Genomic DNA, 17211 nt, shown 5'->3' with positions numbered 1-17211 from the left:
CTGAAGGAGGGGGAACCATCTTATGGAGATTAAAAATCCGTTAGCCAAATCGATTGTCTGGATCATTCTTCTGATTTGGGGCGTTGCCGTCCTGTATCCTTTGTTATGGACACTGCTCGACGCACTCAAAAATAATGAGCAATTTTTCTTGAACGCCCCTTGGGCGCTGCCGAAATATCCACTGTTATGGTCCAACTTCTCCTATGTATGGAGCAAATATAACTTCAGCACTTATTTTCTGAATTCCATTATTGTCACTGCAGGAAGCACCCTGCTTGGCATGATTCTTGCGGCGATGACGGCGTATATTTTAGCGAGGTATGATTTTAAAGGGAACAAAATTATTTTTACGATTTATATCTCATCGATGATGATTCCTTTTGCGTTGGCTTTGATCCCACTGTTCTTCTTGCTCAACGATTTGCAGTTGATCAATACGTGGCTGGGGTTAATTCTTGTGTACGCAGCGCTTAACCTGCCATTCGGGATTTTCTTGCTGGTCGGATTCTACAAATCGCTGCCGAAAGAAATTGAAGAAGCCGCTATCATTGACGGGACCTCTCATTACGGTACCTTCTTCCGAGTGATGCTGCCGTTGTCACAGCCGGGACTGATTACGGTTATGATTACGAATATGCTCAATAACTGGAACGAATATTTCTTGGGCGTTGTTTTAACGAATGAGCCAACGAAGTATACACTTCCAATCGGTTTAGCCGTTATGCAAGCGGAAATGCAGTATCGTGTGGAGTGGGGGCCGTTGTTCGCAGGTCTTCTGATTACGACCCTCCCAACATTGATTGTGTATATCATCTTCCAACGCCAAATCGCAAGCGGGATCACGGCGGGAGCGGTGAAATAACAGCAAACTGTTGCATAGAAAAAACACCTTATCCTAGAGGATTTTATCCTTTCGGGAGGGTGTTCTTTCTACTATAATTGGGATAGGAAAGAGCAAACAAGAAACGGCCAAACTTGTGGGCTTAATAGGTGAGACAGAATGAGAGCGATGTATCTTTTGCAAAAAATGGGACGTTCCTTAATGATTCCGATTGCGGTGCTGCCGGCGGCATCCATTCTATTGCGTATAGGCAAAATGACGTTCAGTGATCCTTTTCTCATGCAGGTGGCTCATATTTTTGAGTCAGGCGGAAGCGCGATTTTTGACAATTTACCCTTAATCTTTGCGATTGGCATTGCCATCGGATTGACGTCCGGAGATGGCGTCGCGGCATTGGCGGCAACGGTAGGGTATCTCGTGTTTAATAATGTATTACAGCTTTTTCATACAGGTACGGACTCGGCTGAACGCTTGGATATGGGGGTCCTCGGAGGGATGCTTGTCGGCATCCTGTCTGCCTCTCTTTTTAATCGTTTTCAGCATATACAGCTGCCTAAAGCATTAGGTTTTTTTGGCGGGAAACGATTTGTTCCTTTGCTAACAGCAATGGTTATGGTTTTTCTAGGGCTGCTGATGGGCTCGATTTGGCCACCGGTGCAGAAATCGATTAGCGTTATCGGACTATGGATTGTTGATAATGGAAATATCGGCGTGCTCATCTATGGCGTGATGAATCGTCTGCTGATTCCTACCGGCTTGCATCACATTATTAATAATATCGCATGGTTTCAAATAGGGGATTACAGCACCGCAACGGGCAAAATCGTGCATGGCGATATCTCCAGATTTTTCGCAGGCGACCCGGAAGCGGGGATGTTTATGACAGGATTTTATCCCGTGATTATGTTCGGACTCCCCGCAGCAGCCCTGGCTTTGATTAAAAGTTCACCAACGGTCAATAAACCATTGGTTGTCCCCGTTTTGCTAAGCGCCGGTTTGACCAGCTTTCTAACAGGGGTAACGGAGCCGATCGAGTTTGCTTTTATGTTCGTCGCTCCTGGCTTATACATCATCCACGCCTGCTTAACGGGTATTTCGATGCTGCTTATGAATGTGCTTCAAGTCAAAATGGGCTTTGGTTTTTCAGCAGGCTTCATTGATTTTGTGCTGAATTGGCATATCTCCACGAACCCTTATCTCATTCTTATTGTTGGCGTAGGTTACTTTCTTCTCTATTATGTAACGTTCCGGGTTTATCTGTATTTCTTCCCAATCAAAGTATCCGCTCGCGATGAAACGGCTGAGGTAGAAACGGAGGAAGCAAGTCCCTTAATTGAGACGAAAGAAGATCGTCCAACCCGCATTTTAAAACATATCGGCGGTCCTTCCAACATCATATCAATTGACGCTTGCATTACGAGACTGCGCTTGTTGGTTAATGAAGAGAAGCTTGTGTTGGACAATGAACTCAAAGAGCTCGGCGCGATAGGCGTTATCCGGCTTGGGAAAGGGAATGTACACGTTGTATTCGGAACGGAGTCCGAGCAAATTCGAGAAAGCATTAAACCTATGCTTCACATGCAAAAAGACAAATCAGGACAAGCCTAAATATCCCCGGAAGTTGATTTAGAGGGGGACCCCGAAACAAAGAAAGGGAGGTGTCTTATGATTGAACGGACGATCATTCATGTACTCTCACACAATGTGGTGATGGCGCATTTGACATCAGGGAAAAACTCGATAGCTTTCGGTAAGGGGATCGGCTTTAAAAAGACACCTGGCATGCCGATAGATGAAGCGGAAATCACGCAAGAATTCCTCTTGCACACATCAGAGGTGCTCAAGAATTACGAACAAATTCTTAACGCTGTTGATGTGAAAATTATCGGGATCACCGAAGAGGTTATTGCTTACGCGCAGAGCATGCTGGAAGGTGATTTCTCGGAGACAATTCATGCCTCCTTAGTAGACCACATCAACTTTGCGGTTGAGCGGCAAAAACGAGGTATTTTCATCACAAATCCCTTTGCTTATGAAATTGGGTATCTGTACCCGGAGGAATACAAAGTAGCCAAGAAGTCAGTCGAATTCCTAAACGATCATCTTGATGTTAAATTGCCGGAGGATGAGGTTGCCTTTTTGACGATGCATTTTAATAGCGCGCGCAAAAAGGAGCAGGCTTCGGATTCCTTGGCGGTTGTCAGAATCGTATCGAAAACGATTGAATCGGCGAAAGAGTTAGGCTTTAACTTCGATGACTCCTTCTCCACTTTGCGTTTCATCAGTCATTTGAAAGGTGTCATTGAGCGGGTTAAACAAAAAAAGACACTTCAAAATACGCTGCTGGATAAAATCAAAGAAGAGTACGGGGACACCTATGTGAAGGCGAAGGTCCTGTCGCTTATGCTCAGCGATGCACTCCAATTGGAAGTGCCGGACGACGAAACCGGTTATCTTACGATGCATTTGGAACGGCTGCTTCTGCGCTCGGAAGTATAGAGTTTGGCTATGAAACCTATTCCCTTGCAACCTTCATGGAGCAGGGATTTTTTGTTTAAAAAAATAAGTTTACCCCTTACTTCGGATTGCATAATTGGACATTGTCAGCTAAACTGACTGTTAGAGTCATTAGAGAACGGAGTGCATAGGACATGCTGTATAAGAAGTTAGCCAAACCGATTTTGTTTCGAATGGACCCTGAGAAGGCGCATCATCTGACCATTGACGGTCTAAGTGCGGTAACTCGTTTCCCAGGCGGAGCGCAATTACTTAAATCCATGTACGGAGTGCAGAACTCTCCACTTATGAACCAGCGTATATGGGGACTGGAGTTTGCCAATCCGGTTGGTTTGGCCGCAGGATTAGACAAAAATGCAAAAGCAGTTAAAGGATTTTCTCAGTTAGGTTTTGGATTCATGGAGGTTGGTACGATCACACCTAAGCCGCAACCAGGCAATGAGCTGCCGCGGTTATTTCGGTTACCCGAAGATAAGGCGCTAATCAATCGAATGGGCTTTAACAATGTTGGGACGGACGAGATGGCGTACAACCTCCAACAGACAGGCAAGCGTGATATCCCAGTTGCCATCAATATCGGCAAAAACAAAACGACTCCAAATGAGCAGGCCGAAGAGGATTATCGGGCTTGCATCCGTGAGTTATATACATACGGCGACTTCTTTGTCGTCAATATTAGCTCACCAAATACGCCGGACTTGCGTAATTTACAGCATGGGAATGATTTGAAGCGATTGCTTGATGCGGTTACGGCCGAAATGCAGCTTCAACAGAAAAAGAATGGCGATGCAGGTAAGCCCGTTCTTGTGAAAATAGCGCCGGATCTTACGGATGATGAGTTGGAATTGACCGTACACACGATCAAGGACAGCGGAGTATCCGGGATCATTGCAACAAACACGACGCTGAGCCGAGCAGGACTCGTGCATGAGAACCGTTCGCAAGCAGGTGGGCTTAGTGGAAGTCCGCTCACACAGCGTTCCACGGAGGTCATTCGACGCGTCTACCAACTGACGGAAGGCAAGCTTCCGATCATTGGGGCTGGCGGGATATTTACGGCGAGAGACGCTTATGACAAAATTCGTGCCGGCGCGAGCTTGGTTGAAGTTTATACAGGCTTAATCTATGAAGGTCCAGGCATTCTTACGAACATTAATCATGGACTTCAAGATTTACTCAAAAAAGATGGGTATACTCATATTTCCCAGGCAATCGGTGCAGATCACAACTGACTTCATTCGGAATGGAGGAAAAATCAATGGATGGACGAGACTGGAAAAAATTTCTCCTGCCTTACGAACAAGCGGTAGAAGAGTTAAAGGTAAAATTTAAAACGCTGCGCGGCGAACTCAAAAGCAGGGAAGAATATGCCCCCATTGAATTCGTAACAGGCCGCGTTAAGAAAATATCCAGCATGTTGGAAAAAGCGAAGCGTTTGAACGTACCGATGGATCAATTGGAATCCGGCATTGAGGACATTGCCGGTATTCGGATTATGTGTCAGTTTGTTGCGGACATCGAACGTCTGGCTGAACTCATTCGCAGCAGGCAGGATATGAGTATTGTCTACGAGAAAGATTATATTACCAATAAGAAACCAAGCGGATATCGAAGCTTTCATATCATTATCGAATATCCGGTACAAACGGCATTAGGAATGAAGCGAATACTGGCCGAGGTGCAGATTCGAACACTTGCCATGAACTTCTGGGCGACGATCGAACATTCCTTGAATTATAAATATAAAGAGCAATTGCCGGCTGATGTCAGGGCTCGTTTGAGTAAGGCGGCAGAGGCGGCTTACCTGTTGGATCAGGAAATGTCCAGCATTCGCGGGGAAATCGTTGAATCGCAGAAAATGTTTGAGGATAACTCGAATTTAGTCAATAAAGTGCTCAGCAACATACAGGAACTTTATTTCTATCACAGAGTTCGGGAAGCAGCGCAATTTCAGCTAAGATTCAACGAAATTTGGGAAACGGAGGACGGTTTAAGCGACTTGTCTTCCGATCTTGAGGCCGCAATCGCCCGAGCGAAAAAAGGAGATCAAAACTGATCTATGGCTGATTACGATCGATTATATGTAGCTTACTTATATTATTTTAACGAGCTGCGCGATTATTTCGAATGCCATGAAGTGATGGAGGAGCTTTGGCTGGAAGAAGGCCGGAGCCCTCTATATCAAGGTCTACTGCAGATTGCAGTGGGCCTTTATCATCATGCGAATGGAAACGTAAGCGGTTCCATTAAGCTTTTTAGCGCAGGTTTGGATAAGCTTGCTCCTTACCCGAAGGATTCCCTTGGTATCGATTTAGGAAGATTGATCGAAGAAAGTAGTATTTATGTATCGAAACTGCACCGGATCAAAGAAGAACCTTTCGCTCCGTATGATCTAACCATTCATCTCATAGACCCGGAGTTACGCGATCTTCTGGTTGAAATGAAACAGCATCCACCCCAGCATGAGGAGGAAGGCCATGATTGAGGTCCGTAAGCTGAGCAAATGGTATCAAGTGCACGAACGGGAGCCGGGCTTCCTCGCTTCGCTTAAAAGCTTGTTCCACCGAAAGTTCCGCACGGTTAAAGCTGTCGATGATGTATCCTTCTTCATCCCTGAGGGAGAAATCGTCGCCTTTCTTGGACCGAACGGGGCTGGGAAAACGACCACGATGAAAGTCCTCACTGGACTGCTGCATCCTTCAGGTGGTGAAGTGAATGTCGGCGGTTTTGTTCCTTTTCAGCATAAAAAAGAGTTCAAGAAGCAGATTTCTCTGGTCATGGGGCAGAAAAGCCAGCTGATTTGGGATCTTCCCGCAGCAGAAACGTTTCTTGTTAACAAAGTTATCTACGAAATACCCGATCACATCTACGATGACACCTTGGGCGACTTGGTACAGCTTCTCGAGCTGGAGGAAGTTATCCGCAAGCCGGTTAGGCAGCTCTCGTTAGGAGAGCGAATGAAATGTGAGCTGGCTGCTGCACTTCTGCACCGGCCAAAAATCGTGTTTCTCGATGAGCCGACGATTGGGCTGGACGTGAATATGCAGGAAGTTATGCGCCGGTTCATTCAGGATTACAGCCGCAAATATAAAGCGACCATTCTGCTCACCAGTCATTACATGGCCGATGTTACCGCATTATGCGAGCGTGTGCTAGTCATCGGCAAAGGCCGTCTGTTATATGACGGGGCAATCCATCAGTTGATTGACAAGTACGCTCCTAATAAGCGTATTCGTCTTCAATTGGCCAAACGTGCGCATGAGCGAGAGCTTGAGGATGTTGTCCATGGGATGGGAGCGATAGTGAGTTATATGTTTCCGGATCTTGAAGTGGATGTACCGAGAGAGCAAGTTTCGGAGCTTTCGGCAAGGCTTTTATCCAAGCTGAATGTATTGGATTTAACGATCGAGGACCCATCCATGGAATCGGTGATTGCTCAAGCATTTGAGACAAGGACCGAAGGGGGAAGCACAGGAGCATGAAGGGATTAGCACTATTTTGGCAAAAATATCGCGTCCTGCTTCGCGTGGAGTGGGCGGTGATGTTTGCGTACCGCAGTGAGTCGCTGATCTGGATGGTCGGAGCTTTTATACAGCCCCTTGTATCTATGGCGGTGTGGCTGTCTATTAGCAACAATGAAGCTATCGGCGGGTATGATGCTCATGATTATATGGTGTATTTTCTTGGTGTTCTTGTCGTTGACCGTTTAACGAGCACATGGGATGTATGGGAATTAGACGCCAGTATTCAAGATGGATCTTTGTCATCAAAACTAGTTCGCCCTTTCCACCCGGTGCATTGGAGCATCTCGCAAAATCTCGTGTACAAACTGTTTTTCGCGTTTCTCTTAATCCCGGCGTGGGTGATTGCCGCAGCTTTGTTCCCTATATTAAGGCTGACTATTTCCTTGGAAATAATTCTACTTTTTATATGCGCAATCGCGGTGTCCTCAGCCATCCGTTTTCTGATCGGCTTTGAGTTTGGCCTGTTTGCCTTTTGGACGAATCGTGCCACGGCAATTTACAGCCTTTACGAGGGCTTTCATCTCTTTCTTGCAGGTCGAATCGCGCCTCTAAGCATGTTTCCCTCATGGGTAGAAAAGGTTGCAGCTTGGTTACCCTTCTACGGTACCGTTGGTTTCCCAGTAGAACTCCTGGTCGGTAAAATTGATGTGGGGTCTCCTGCAATCCTTCAGAACTTCGCGATCCAACTTGCATGGCTCATCCTGCTATTCGTATCATTTCGATTGCTGTGGAGAAAAGGGATTAAGAAATATGGCGCTGTAGGCGGATGAGGAGAGGAGGGAGCCTGGGATGAAATATGTTCGGCTATTTCGCGAATTTATGCGTGCGTGTTTGGTGGAAGAGTTTGAGTATCGCGCTAATTTTGCAGCGAATATGTTATCAACAGTATTTTGGCTGGTGATGGCGGTCCTGACCGTGCAATTATATTTTTATCGGACACAGGAAATTGGTGGTTGGGATTTCTATGAAGTGCTTGTCTTGCTTGGCATATTTAATGCGGTGCATGGTTTTATCGAATTTATCCTGCAGCCTAATATGTCGCGACTTGTTAATCATATTCGCAAAGGGACACTGGATTTTGTTCTGACAAAGCCTGTAGATAGCCAGTTTTATATTAGTTTCAGGCATCTTGTTTTCTGGCGCTTGTCTGACGTTGTGCTCGGATTTGGCTTAGTCGCTTATGCACTTTGGCAGCTTAATGCTGTACCAAGCTTCGTCGAGTTAATCCAGTTTGCTATTGTATTTCTAGCAGCTCTTGTCGTCGTGTATTCGCTTTGGATGGGGATGATGATGTTTTCTTTCTGGGCTGTCAAAGTAGATAACTTATCGTATTTATTCAGCTCATTTTTTGAAACGGCAAGGTTTCCGGTTTCTGTGTATAAAGGTTTTTTACGATTCACGTTAACGTATATATTTCCGATTGCTTTTATCACAACCTTTCCTGCTTCCGCGCTAATTGGACGTATCAGCCCTTGGCAAGTTGCCTCGAGTGTGGCGATTGCAGCTATTTGCTTGACGCTGACACGTATTTTATGGAAATTCGCCTTGCGGCATTATACAAGTGCAAGCAGTTGAAAATGAATGACGCAGCAAATAAAAGGACTTCTCCCCTTAGGGCGGCAGAGGTCCTTTTTCCATTGTCTCGGTCTTTCATACATAATTTTGAGCGTGGAAGGGAAAACTTCCCACAAGATGAACGGATTTCAAAAAGAGCTTGGTGGTGGCGAGATAACATGTTTTGGTCCAAGACGCTACATCAACTATTTAATCATAAAAGAATTCCAAGCACGCGCTCTCAGGAGCACGAGGATCCTCTTTCGCATATAAGCCTTCTTAGCGACAGCCAATTGAATATCGCACAAATCACAGCGACTTTTGGCAACAGCGACGATTTTAAGACGGGGGAAATGTACCTGGAACTGGATGCCAACATCAAAGTTGGTTTCGCCTTTCTTGAGCAGATGGTGGACAAAAATTTATTTCAGGATATCATGAACGGCTTGACCGCCAAATCGGCTGAAATCGTGGAAGCACTGGAAACGGGTTTCTATGAGCTGCCTGATTTAATGACGAATATTCTTCAGACCTTAGGGGAAGTCAGAACGATTCACGACTACCAAGAGGTATGTTATCGGATTTTGTCAGGTGAAACCGTCATTTTTGTCGATAGTTATACACAGGTATTATCCGTGAATACAGCTTCTGAACAACAGCGATCGGTAGAGGAGCCGACCACACAGTCTGTTGTGAGAGGACCACGTGATGGTTTTACGGAGTCGATAGGCACGAACATTTCGCTTATTCGCAAGCGTATCAAAAGCCCAAATTTGTGGCTGGAGAGCATGACCATAGGTCGAGTTACGCAAACAACAGTTTCGATGATGTACATCAAAGGGATTGTGAATGACAAAATTGTAGCTGAGGTGCGGCAGCGGCTTGAGCGCATTGATATTGACGGTATCCTTGAAAGCGGCAATATTGAGGAACTGATTCAGGATGAAACGTTCACGCCGTTCCCAACGGTCTACAATACCGAGCGTCCTGATGTAATTGCATCTGGCTTATTGGAGGGGCGCGTCGCCATATTGGTGGATGGAACCCCATTTGTGCTCGAAGCTCCCGTTTTTTTTACGCAATTTTTTCAATCTTCGGAGGACTATTATCAACGGGCTGAATTTGCAACATTGATTCGCATGCTGCGATATGTGTGTTTTTTTATCTCTTTGATGGCCCCCTCGTTTTATATCGCGATGACCACATTTCACCAAGAGCTCCTGCCCAGCTCACTATTATTTAATTTAGCGGCGCAGCGGGAAGGCATTCCTTTTCCTGCCTTTGTAGAAGCCTTATTGATGGAAGTGACGTTTGAAATCCTGCGTGAAGCCGGCGTTCGACTGCCGAAAACGGTAGGCCAAGCAGTATCTATCGTAGGTGCGCTTGTTATTGGGCAAGGAGCCGTGGATGCAGGATTGGTTTCACCGGCTATGGTTATTGTCGTAGCAATTACAGCGATTGCAAACTTTGTTATTCCAGCTTTCAGCATGGGGATTCCAATCCGGATTATCCGGTTTGTTTTGATGATATTTGCGGCTACTTTTGGCCTATTCGGCATTACCGTTGGCTTAATCGCGATGGTTCAACATCTATGCTCCCTGCGTTCCTTCGGGGTTCCGTACATGTCTCCGATGGCTCCGTTCGTCATGGATGATCAGAAGGACACCATTCTCAGATTGCCGCAATGGAGCCTTTTCTCCAGACCCCGATTTATTAACCAGAAGAATATGATTCGCGAAAACAATGCCCCGACAACCAAACCAAAACGAAGATAAAGGGGGATGAGCCCATGAAAAGATTAGGTCGTATTCTGTGTACGCTTAGCTTACTTGGTCTTGTGCTCTCAGGGTGTTGGGATCGGCATGAATTAAATGATTTGGCCATTACGGTTGGCGTGGGCTTGGATAAAAGCGGAGACGAATACTTGGTAACGGTACAAATTGTGAACCCTAATGAGGTAGCATCGAAAAAAGGGGCAGGCTACAGCACGCCTATCACAACTCTGTCAGCAAGAGGAATTTCAATTCTGGAAGCGGCAAGGAAATTAACAACCTCAGCTCCGCGTAAATTATTCGCATCCCATTTGCGCATTATCGTAATCGGCGAGGAACTTGCGCGTGAAGGGGTTGCTAAAGTGCTGGATGGCATCACCAGAGATCATGAAATCCGATCTGATTTCTACCTCATTGTTGCCCGAGGTACGACAGCCTCCAAAGTGCTGCAAATATTGACACCAATTGAGAGGATTCCAGCGAACAAAATGTTCAAGACGTTAGAAACTTCAGAGAAGGCCTGGGCGCCAACGGTCAGTGTTCGTATCGATCAGTTCATCACGAAGCTTAGTGAGCCGACGACCGAATCGGTGTTAACCGGTATTCGAATTGAGGGGGATCCCAAGAAGGGAAGATCCAAATCGTCTCTAGGGGAAACGAAACCAATCACGAACTTGCAGTACACCGGGCTAGCCCTGTTTAAGCAAGATAAATTGGTTGATTGGCTTAACGAGGATGAGAGCAAAGGTTACAACTATATTGTTGGTAACGTCAAGAGCACGATGGGGCATTTGGAATGTCCCAAAGGCGGAACGTTAACCGTAGAAATTATTCGTTCAAAAACCAAGATGAAAGGAGTGGTGAAAAACGGGAAGCCGGAAATCAATTTGCATGTCATTTTAGAGGAAAATGTCAGTGAAGTTCAGTGTGACATCGATTTGTTGAAGCCGGAAACGATCCATGAACTTGAAGAAACCGCTGCCAAAGCCCTGAAAAAAGTGATGTATGCTTCCATTAATAAAGCAAAGGAAAATAAAGCGGATATATTCGGTTTTGGTGAGGTGATTGAAGATGTGTCCCCTAAGTTGTGGAAAGAGATGGAGCCCGATTGGCAGAATGAATTCGCCAAGCTTCAAGTAAATATCTCCGCAGATTTACACATACGCCGTCTAGGTACAACGAATAACTCTATCATAATGCGCCGCGAAGAGGAGTGAAGACATGGGAGTTATCGTCTCGGTTTTGATCATTGCGACTCTCGCGGGGTTGATTGAGCTCCCGCAGCTAATGCGCAAACAACAAATTGCGGAAATCTGGGTATTTTTATCGCTTTTAATCATAGGATCTGTGCTTTGCATTCTGCAATTTGAGAGAGTGAAGCTTCCGAATCCGATGGAATGGATTACATACGTCTATCAACCGGTCAGTCGATTTGTTTTTGGCATTCTAAAATAGAGGTGAATTACATGTTTGAGAAGGGTAGGATAGGCGTTAACCAGTTTACGATATTGACTATTTTATTTACGATTGGCAGCTCTATCCTCATCGCTCCTTCGGGACTTGCCTATGATGCCAAACAGGATGCTTGGATTGCTGCCATTCTAGGACTCCTAGCAGGTCTGCTGCTTGTTATCCTATATCTGGCCCTTGGTCAACGTTTTCCTCAGCAAACACTGGTTAAATACTGTGAGGAGTTAATGGGAAAATGGGTGGGGAAAGCCGTCGGCTTGCTCTATTTCTGCTTTTTTTTCATTCTAGCCGCGTTGGTGCTTCGTAATTTGGGTGATTTTATTTCAACCCAAGTCCTTGTGGATACACCGCTGCAATTTACGCATATCTTCTTTTTGGCGATCGTCATTTTGGGCATTCGAAACGGACTGGAAACCTTTACGCGTACTTCGGAAATCTTTCTGCCATGGGTGCTGCTCTTTTTCTTCCTCATGTTCATCCTGCTGCCGACGCAAATGAAAGTAAACAATATATTGCCGATACTCGGGTATGGCTTCAAACCGATTGTACGTGCTTCCCTTCCCCTGATTGGTACTCCTTATTTGGAACTGGTTGTTTTTTTAATGATTTTACCTTTCGTCAATCAAACGCAAAAGTTGGGAAAAGCGTTTCTTGCAGGAGTGTCCATCGGAGGCTCTTTGATTGTTATCATCTCGCTTCTTTCTATTCTTGTGTTAGGGGACGATTTAACTTCAGTCCAGATGTATCCCAGCTTTTCCTTAGCCAGAAGAATATCGATTGGCAGCTTTCTTGAACGTCTTGAGGTTGTTATGGCGGGGATTTGGTTCATTACCATTTATTTTAAGCTAACGTTATGCCTATATGCGTCCGCTGTGGCCTTGGGCGAGATTTTTAAATTGAATGAAATCCGGCAGCTCTATATTCCTTTGGGAATGACTTTAATTGTACTTTCGGTCGTCGCCTACCCGAATGTCGCCTATTTCATTAAGTTTGCTTCTAAAATATGGCTCTTTTACTCGGGGACGTTTGGGCTTGTCATCCCTTTATTACTCTTAGGCATAGCTATGATTCGAAAAAAGACGGGCAGCCATTAAAATGAAAAAGCAGCGTTATCCGCTGCTTTTGCCGTACCTATTAACCTTTGTATTTCTGGAAAAAAGCTTTGAACATTTCAGGTGTATTACCGCCTGTTGCTCCGGCTTCAGGAACACCGCCTACGATGCGATCCACTTCTTTGCCGTCTTTGTAGTAAATAAGGGTTGGTGTGGAGTCAACCTTGTACTTCTCCCAACCGTCTTTGAATTCTTCCAAATTGAACTGTTTGACATCAATACCGAGCTCTTTTTCAATAGGAACAAGGACAGGAGTTGTTATTTTGCAGTGCGGGCAAGTGGATGCATAGTAGTATTGGAAAAATGTTTCTTTGTTTTTCAGCCTTTGATCAAGATCTTTAGGCAGAATCAGGTTCTGGTAGTTCGGATCGTTTAATTGTTTCACCGTTTCGGGATTTAGCTTGGATGCCGCAACACCGTAAGGATTTCCGGCATTGGCTTGATCCGATGATTTGGTAGACTGTTGATTAACGAAATATAAACCCCCGAATAAAATAACGACAATGCCTAGATAAATAAGCAGCTTCTTCATTTCATGCACCTCATCTTGTCTTGTATACTAACTACTAATTTCGATAAAAAGTATAGCATATCCTGTTCAGATTTTGAAAATAATTGGCTGTTTCGTGACAGTTCAGCTATAATAGCGAAGATAAAAGAGGAAAGAGAAGATGTCGGATGACGAAGCAGCTGCCGCCCTTATTTAGGGATAAAATGATTGATTTATTAGGGGAAGACGAATTTGAACGCTTTCTGGCCTCTTATGACCAAGCAAGATCTTATGGTTTGAGGGTAAATACAAGTAAAATTACGAAAGCGGATTTTCTGGATAAAAGTCCTTTCGCGTTGGAACCCGTGCCATGGGCGTCCGAAGGGTTTTACTATGAAGAAGGAGAACGTCCTGGCAAGCATCCGTATTATCATGCAGGACTTTATTATATTCAAGAGCCCAGCGCCATGGCGCCGGTAGAGCTGCTTCAGGTTCAGCCTGGCGAAAAAGTGCTCGATTTGTGTGCGGCTCCCGGCGGGAAGTCTACTCAAATTGCAGCAAAACTTCAGGGCGAAGGAGTGCTTGTCGTGAATGACAACCACTCGGACCGGGTGAAGGCGCTGGTCAAAAATTTAGAGCTTTTTGGCGTTCGGAATGCTGTTGTTTTGAATGAACGGCCGGAGCGGATGCTGAATGTGTTTCAAGGCTATTTCGATAAAATATTAATAGACGCTCCTTGTTCAGGGGAAGGCATGTTCCGCAAGGAAGAGGAAATGATGCAGCAGTGGGAGCGCCATTCTGTGCAGGAATTTGCCGCTATGCAGAGGGAATTGCTTGGACAAGCGGCGCAAATGCTGGCACCTGGCGGAACCATTGTGTACTCAACCTGTACGTTCTCGCCAGAGGAGAACGAGGCGCAGATTGCGGAATTTTTGGACAAACATCCTGCATTTGACGTGGTGCCGATTGACCGTTTCGACCATGGACAGCCGGATTGGCTGCGTGAGCCTTGGTGTGAGGAGACTTTCTCGGCTCAGGCTCGGGAAGCGGTCGCAGGGACTGCGCGGCTTTGGCCGCATCGGTTGCGCGGTGAGGGGCATTATGTTGCTGTGTTGAGGAGTGAGGTTGGGGCGGAAGCTGGAGTCGGGGGAAGGGCGGAAGTCGGAGAGAGCGTAAGGGCGGAAGTCGGAGAGAGCGTAAGGGCGAGTGCAGGAGCGGGGCGCAGCGGTCGTGACGCGCTGCGTGGGAAGGGCCGTGCGGGGACGGAGTCCCGCGTGAGCTTGGAGCCGCTTCAGGCGTTCGAAAACGAGCTGCTGCGCAGCGAGCCTTTCGCCGCTATGCGGCTGGTCTGTTACGGCGAGCACGCGTATGCGTCGCCGGCGGGTTTGCCGGAGCTGAACGGACTGAAAGTCGTGCGGCCCGGTTGGTACATCGGCGCGCTCCACCGCGGCCGATTTGAGCCGTCCCATGCGTTAGCCATGGGACTGCGTTTGCGCGAAGCCAAGCGAGCGCTGAGCTTGGCTTCGCGCGACGAGCGAGCCCTTCGGTACCTGAAGGGCGAGACGCTCGAAGTCGCGGAGAGCGAGATTATCCGCGACCCGGAAGTGACCAAGGCAGCCAAAGGCTACTGCCTTGTCTGTATTGACGAACATCCCGTTGGCTGGGGCAAATGGATCGACGGGATGCTGAAAAACGAATACCCGCCCGGCTGGAGGTGGACCTAAGCGGTCATGAAACAAACACAACGGCTCGATAAAATACTCGCCCACGTGGGCATTGGTTCGCGCTCTGAACTTAAGCGCCTTGCTAAGGAAGGCGCAATTTATGTGAACGGCGCGAAAATCAAAGACAGCGGGATGCAGGTCAATCCCGATAAGGACATCATCCAGGTAAACGGTGAAACCGTGCGTTACAGGGAGTTCGTTTACCTGATGATGAATAAACCGCAGGGCGTAGTCTCCGCTACTGAGGACAATCGTGATCGTACCGTAGTGGATTTATTAGATGCGGAATATGCACCATTTGAAGTTTTTCCAGTAGGTCGATTAGATAAGGATACCGAAGGTTTTCTCTTGCTTACCAATGACGGGAAGCTAGCGCACAACCTACTTTCTCCTCGCAAGCATGTCCCTAAGACTTATTTTGCTAAGGTCGAGTGGGAGGTTACTGAGGAGGATATCGAGGCATTTTCGCATGGAGTGACCTTGGACGATGGGTATGAGACGCTGCCTGGTATCTTAAAAATTCTGAGTGTCGGTAACGAAGCTAGCGGTGTGCTTTCCGAGATTGAGTTAACGATCATGGAAGGTAAGTTTCATCAGGTGAAACGTATGTTTCAAGCTGTAAGCAAGAAAGTTGCCTATTTAAAACGCATTTCCATGGGCCCGCTTGCTTTGGATCCAAACCTAGCATTAGGCCAAGTGAGAGAGTTAACAGACGAGGAGCTTACTGCACTGAGAAATGCCCATGAGTCTCAAAATTAATGATTTACAAAAATACTAGTATATGGTATTTTTTGAGTAATACAAATATTTCGCGCGGAAGAACCGCCCATGTCATCGTTGAGTTTCGTTCATTGCGATGGCAGGGTGGTTTTTTATGTTGTTTTATAGGATTTTACTACCAAATTTGTATCCTGTTAGTGATGAGAGAGGGGTTATTTATGAGAAAAAGATTTTCTGTATTAGGAATGACAGTACTTTGTGCAATATCTGTTGGCTATGATGTCATGAATTCTTCTGCACAGAGCGCTACGCAATTCAAAGACACATACCAGCACTGGGCAGAATCTTCTATTCAGAATGCCGTTCAAAAGAAGTACGTTGACGGTTACGAGGATGGCACTTTTAAACCTGATGCCCCAATTAGTCGTGCTGAGTTTATTAAAATGGTGGCGGTGGCTACAGGGGAAAAGGTCAACAGAATTGATGGGGATGGGTGGTTTCAGCCCTATGTGGATCTTTTGAAGTCGCAGGGAATTATTCCCGCTGAGTTTCCAGAACGGTACAACGAACCTCTGCAAAGGTATGAGATGTCTATTCTGAGCGTGCGAAGTGTCGATAAGAAATTGAAAGGATCTATGGTTGATTCTACGAAATTGGGGCTAATTCATGGCGTAAGTAGGACAGATCTGGACGTGTATGGGACTAGTACGCGTGCTCAGGCGATTACGATCATTGAGCGGATTCTTGCTGCCAAGAATGGGGAGGAACTGCCGGTTGATAAGTATGCGGCTAGTGCGGCTGAGATTGCTGAGACTGGGAGTAATGTGGGGACTATGTTGGGGTTGAAGGCGAAAAACATAGGAAACTCTTGGAGTGCAGGGCAGGGCGCTGTAGTTACGTTAAACCAGGTAATCATAGCTGACCCGTCTGACGAGAATGATCCTAATATGGAGTATATTGATACTTCACATTGGAATTCTAGAGTGGATAAACAGAGGGATTTTGTGGTGATGGCTAAATTCACTGTGGAGGTGGATGAAACCGCGGATGATAGTTTTAGTTTAGGTGGCTATCAGTATCTTACATTGTATGACCAGACTGGACCGTTGCATCTTGCTAAAGAAGGTTTAATTAGAGTTATAAGATTCGCTGTCCCAGGAACATATTTTGGTTATGTAGCTTATGGGGTAATGAAAGATCATTCTAGAACGGGATTAACTCTGGATGTTGTAGGAAATGAAGTCGGAATTGCAAAGCCATAAGGGGGGGGATATCATTCGAAAATTCTTTTATAGAGTATTGCTATTTCTTACATTGTATCATTTGATGCTACCATTTGTAGAACTCCCTTCTGAAGCTTCCGGTTCTAAGATACTTTATTATGATTATGAGAAGGAACAGTTTAAAGATTCAATGGTAAATGCCCAATATTCGGCATCATCAACTAAACAAATAAATGAGGAAATATTTTCTAATATAAATGGTGA

17 protein-coding genes are annotated in these 17211 nt (G+C 45.9%); 16 read left to right on the top strand and 1 reads right to left on the bottom strand.

The window, feature by feature from the left end; genetic code table 11:
- Window positions 1–22: 22 nt before the first annotated feature.
- From PCH02S_RS15565 to PCH02S_RS15505, 13 genes are all read left to right on the top strand, one after another.
- On the top strand, window positions 23–862 hold the full coding sequence (locus PCH02S_RS15565) for a carbohydrate ABC transporter permease (protein WP_127454538.1): 840 nt from the start codon (window positions 23–25) through the stop codon (window positions 860–862).
- A 138-nt stretch (window positions 863–1000) separates the two neighbouring features.
- Window positions 1001–2449 (top strand): PTS transporter subunit EIIC, encoded by a 1449-nt coding sequence (locus PCH02S_RS15560; RefSeq protein ID WP_246069098.1) that lies wholly within the window; start codon window positions 1001–1003, stop codon window positions 2447–2449.
- A gap of 57 nt (window positions 2450–2506) precedes the next feature.
- The gene (locus tag PCH02S_RS15555; protein ID WP_127454536.1) at window positions 2507–3340 is read left to right on the top strand and encodes a PRD domain-containing protein; all 834 of its coding nucleotides are present in this window, start codon (window positions 2507–2509) and stop codon (window positions 3338–3340) included.
- Window positions 3341–3492: 152 nt separating this feature from the next.
- Window positions 3493–4590: a quinone-dependent dihydroorotate dehydrogenase gene (locus PCH02S_RS15550; RefSeq protein ID WP_127454534.1), complete on the top strand. Its 1098-nt coding sequence runs from the start codon at window positions 3493–3495 to the stop codon at window positions 4588–4590.
- A 26-nt stretch (window positions 4591–4616) separates the two neighbouring features.
- Window positions 4617–5414, top strand: a complete 798-nt coding sequence (locus PCH02S_RS15545; protein ID WP_127454532.1) for a GTP pyrophosphokinase — start codon at window positions 4617–4619, stop codon at window positions 5412–5414.
- 3 nt (window positions 5415–5417) lie between these two features.
- Entirely contained in the window at window positions 5418–5843 is a 426-nt protein-coding gene (locus PCH02S_RS15540; RefSeq protein WP_127454530.1) for a DUF309 domain-containing protein, read from the top strand.
- Window positions 5836–6840 (top strand): ABC transporter ATP-binding protein, encoded by a 1005-nt coding sequence (locus PCH02S_RS15535; protein WP_127454528.1) that lies wholly within the window; start codon window positions 5836–5838, stop codon window positions 6838–6840. The genes PCH02S_RS15540 and PCH02S_RS15535 overlap by 8 nt, the downstream gene beginning before the upstream one ends.
- Entirely contained in the window at window positions 6837–7652 is an 816-nt protein-coding gene (locus PCH02S_RS15530) for an ABC transporter permease (RefSeq protein WP_127454526.1), read from the top strand. The genes PCH02S_RS15535 and PCH02S_RS15530 overlap by 4 nt, the downstream gene beginning before the upstream one ends.
- Window positions 7653–7671: 19 nt before the next feature.
- A complete protein-coding gene (locus tag PCH02S_RS15525) occupies window positions 7672–8457 on the top strand; it encodes an ABC transporter permease (protein ID WP_127454524.1) in 786 nt (261 codons plus the stop codon).
- Window positions 8458–8615: 158 nt separating this feature from the next.
- Window positions 8616–10211: a spore germination protein gene (locus tag PCH02S_RS15520; RefSeq protein ID WP_127454522.1), complete on the top strand. Its 1596-nt coding sequence runs from the start codon at window positions 8616–8618 to the stop codon at window positions 10209–10211.
- 14 nt (window positions 10212–10225) lie between these two features.
- Entirely contained in the window at window positions 10226–11425 is a 1200-nt protein-coding gene (locus tag PCH02S_RS15515; RefSeq protein ID WP_127454520.1) for a Ger(x)C family spore germination protein, read from the top strand.
- A 4-nt stretch (window positions 11426–11429) separates the two neighbouring features.
- The gene (locus tag PCH02S_RS15510; RefSeq protein WP_127454518.1) at window positions 11430–11663 is read left to right on the top strand and encodes a hypothetical protein; all 234 of its coding nucleotides are present in this window, start codon (window positions 11430–11432) and stop codon (window positions 11661–11663) included.
- 11 nt (window positions 11664–11674) lie between these two features.
- On the top strand, window positions 11675–12772 hold the full coding sequence (locus PCH02S_RS15505) for a GerAB/ArcD/ProY family transporter (RefSeq protein WP_127454516.1): 1098 nt from the start codon (window positions 11675–11677) through the stop codon (window positions 12770–12772).
- Between the two features lie 40 nt (window positions 12773–12812).
- Here PCH02S_RS15505 and PCH02S_RS15500 read toward each other — a convergent pair whose 3' ends face one another.
- Complete coding sequence (locus PCH02S_RS15500) at window positions 12813–13322, bottom strand: thioredoxin family protein (RefSeq protein WP_127454514.1); 510 nt, start codon at window positions 13320–13322, stop codon at window positions 12813–12815.
- Between the two features lie 146 nt (window positions 13323–13468).
- Here PCH02S_RS15500 and PCH02S_RS15495 point away from each other — a divergent pair, with 146 nt between their 5' ends.
- From PCH02S_RS15495 to PCH02S_RS15485, 3 genes are read left to right on the top strand one after another with little or no spacing between them, the layout of a single operon-like run.
- Window positions 13469–15004: an RsmB/NOP family class I SAM-dependent RNA methyltransferase gene (locus PCH02S_RS15495; RefSeq protein WP_127454512.1), complete on the top strand. Its 1536-nt coding sequence runs from the start codon at window positions 13469–13471 to the stop codon at window positions 15002–15004.
- Between the two features lie 6 nt (window positions 15005–15010).
- A complete protein-coding gene (locus PCH02S_RS15490) occupies window positions 15011–15763 on the top strand; it encodes a pseudouridine synthase (protein ID WP_127454510.1) in 753 nt (250 codons plus the stop codon).
- Entirely contained in the window at window positions 15763–16986 is a 1224-nt protein-coding gene (locus tag PCH02S_RS15485) for an S-layer homology domain-containing protein (protein WP_127454508.1), read from the top strand. The genes PCH02S_RS15490 and PCH02S_RS15485 overlap by 1 nt, the downstream gene beginning before the upstream one ends.
- The last annotated feature ends 225 nt before the right edge of the window (window positions 16987–17211 follow it).

It is taken from the genome of Paenibacillus chondroitinus NBRC 15376 (assembly GCF_004000765.1).
Classification (GTDB): Bacteria; Bacillota; Bacilli; order Paenibacillales; family NBRC-103111; genus Paenibacillus_E; species Paenibacillus_E chondroitinus.
The sequence above is the reverse complement of the archived record's forward strand: the minus strand, read 5'-3'. Positions and strand labels throughout refer to the sequence as shown.